Raw genomic sequence first — 2,354 nt, forward strand, 5'->3', positions numbered from 1 at the left:
CCGATTAAAACCAGATTAATTCCCGCCTTGGCGAAAGCGAGGGCGGTTTCTTTGCCGATGCCGCTACTGGCTCCGGTGATCAGCGCTCGCTGTTGACGAATAACAGAGTTCATGGTATAATCTGAAATCTCTTAATTCTGGGTAGTTAGGGCAAAATTTTGGCGGTTAGGGGAACCCTAGAAAAGTTTAAGGGAGTTGGCTTGGATCGGAGCAATTTTTCTCGCACCAAAATTGCTGCGTCCACTCGGGGCGGGGGGAAGCATTGACTATCAGGTAGGTTCAAGATTAAAAATCGTTACAAAATTTTACCTAGCCAATTATAGCACTGTTAAGTCAGGGATCACTAATCTTTGTGTATATTTAGATATCTAACCAGCGAGGGAAAAAAGTGGCCTGGTGGGGGAGAATTATTGAGGCTGTCTTGGTCGAAAACTCCCTCTCCCCGCGCTCAAAACTACTCACCGGAGGAGATGCCAGCGCTGGGTTGACTGCGATTGACAATCACCACTCGATCGCCGATAACGGGACTTCTAGCGAGGAGAATTCCCTGGTTATCCTTCATTTCCAAGCGCCGAAAATCGAGACTTTGGCAACGTTGAAAAACCGAATTAGCCAATTTATCCTGTTGTGATGCCTCCAGACTATACCAATTATCGCCCAAAATAACTACTAGACGACTAGCCAAAAAGTCCGCTTCTACGGTAGAAATAATCCCGGTGGGATAACGAGCAGTTAAATCGGTAATTTCCGCTTGAATGGCTGCGACTAAACTTTGTTCGGGAGTTAATCGCGGTTTTGCTTTGGTAATCGGGACGGGAATCGGTGCCTCTGGTGCGATTAATTCTGGGGGAGTTTCGATAATTTCCCCGGCAGCCGGGGAAGGACTAGAGACAACTTCAGGCATATTTTCGGCAATTTCCGCCGGATTTTTCGGTAAACTGACCACAGCTACTAATAGGATAGTGACTAAACTTCCTGTTAACAAGCCGGTAATTAACCAATCGGGAATTTTTTCGCTAATTCCCCCAGGTAAAAGTCGGCGAATTTTGCTCAAAATCGTCGTCCACCACCCTTCCACCTGCTCGAAATCTGGTAAAATATCGTCGATTCCCTCCGCTGCTTCGATTGGAGAATCTGCGGTTAAACTTTGCTCAACTCCTGCGAATTCGTCTGGTTTTAAAGCAGCGGCTAACTGTTGCGTTGAGTTAAGAAGATTATCAACAGCAACTTTTGGGGGTAACACTATCCCCGTTCCCGTGTTAAGTTGGGAAACGATCGAATTTAACTGCTCGATCGCCTCTTGTAGTCGGATCACTGTTTCTGCTTGGCTGAAATTCTCTCGCTCATTTGGTTGAGTCATAATTAATTCTTCTTAACCCGCTGCCATTCTTTTTCAAAATATCATTCTATGCGCCGTTTTCTCGGTTTTTTAACCAGTATTTTCCTTGTCTTCCTGACTGCTTGTGGTAGTGTCACTCCCCCGCAAGAATTTGCCCCCGACGGAGAAATCGTCGCCAAAGCCCTTTTATTACAATTTCGTCACACATCCGATCGCCTTAGTCAATCTTTACATATCGATGATCCGCAGGTAAAAATTGCTAAAATTAATGTCACCAGTCTGGAACCGCTTTATGTGGGCAATTTGCCCGCTTATCACTTGCAGGGAGATTACGATCTAACTCTACAATTGCCCCATCAAAAAGATACCAAACAACACAACAATTTTGATCTTTATTTACAAAGACAGATCGAGGGTAAAACTTGGCGTTTACTGGAAGAAGTTGCCTCGCAATGGCGCAGCTATTTAGTAAAATAACCAGAAAAAGCCCGGGGGTTTTGCTATAGTCTATGATCATCGAAAATTTTGGGTCTGAAACCCCGTCTTTCTAGGTTGGCTTTACTGTTAAGTAGTCGTGCAAAATTAATTTCCTAGTGAAGATAGGCAAGAGGCAAGAGGCAAGAGGTGGTTAGATATGTGTAATTAATTTTGCTTAGGTACTTACCAGTAACAGATAAAGCCATTGGAATTGACTTAGGAATTAGTAGCTTCGTGATTACCAGCGATGGCGACAAAGTATCTAATCCTAAGCATTTTTAAAAGCATTATCGGAGACTGCGAAAGGACCCAAAAAGCCTTTCTAGGAATAAAAAAGGCTCAAAGAATCGAGAAAAAGCGAGAATCAAAGTAGCCAGAATTGCCGCTCAAATCACCGATAGCAGAAAAGACCATTTACACAAGCTAACCACTCAATTAGTTCGGGAAAACCAAACGATTGTGGTTGAGAATTTAGCCGTCAAGAATCTGGTCAAAAACCCGAAATTATCTCAGGCAATATCTGATGTAAGCTGGGGAG

At 43.9% G+C, this 2,354-nt stretch carries 3 protein-coding genes and 1 pseudogene; 2 read left to right on the plus strand and 2 right to left on the minus strand.

Translation table 11 applies throughout. From position 1 onward, the window contains the following. Together PX481_RS16440 and PX481_RS16445 are read right to left on the minus strand one after the other, a co-directional pair. A partial coding sequence (locus tag PX481_RS16440) for an SDR family NAD(P)-dependent oxidoreductase (RefSeq protein ID WP_288095034.1) occupies positions 1-113 on the minus strand: 113 nt, incomplete at its 3' end. Positions 114-454: 341 nt separating this feature from the next. Beyond that, entirely contained in the window at positions 455-1,360 is a 906-nt protein-coding gene (locus tag PX481_RS16445) for a hypothetical protein (RefSeq protein WP_288095032.1), read from the minus strand. A gap of 48 nt (positions 1,361-1,408) precedes the next feature. On the opposite strand from PX481_RS16445, the gene PX481_RS16450 reads away from it, so the two are divergent. After that, positions 1,409-1,816, plus strand: coding sequence for a hypothetical protein (locus tag PX481_RS16450; protein WP_002756869.1), 408 nt, complete (start codon positions 1,409-1,411; stop codon positions 1,814-1,816). A 174-nt stretch (positions 1,817-1,990) separates the two neighbouring features. Then, positions 1,991-2,354, plus strand: a pseudogene (locus PX481_RS16455) (RNA-guided endonuclease TnpB family protein); the annotation flags it as partial.

This window comes from Microcystis sp. M53603_WE2 (assembly GCF_030065435.1).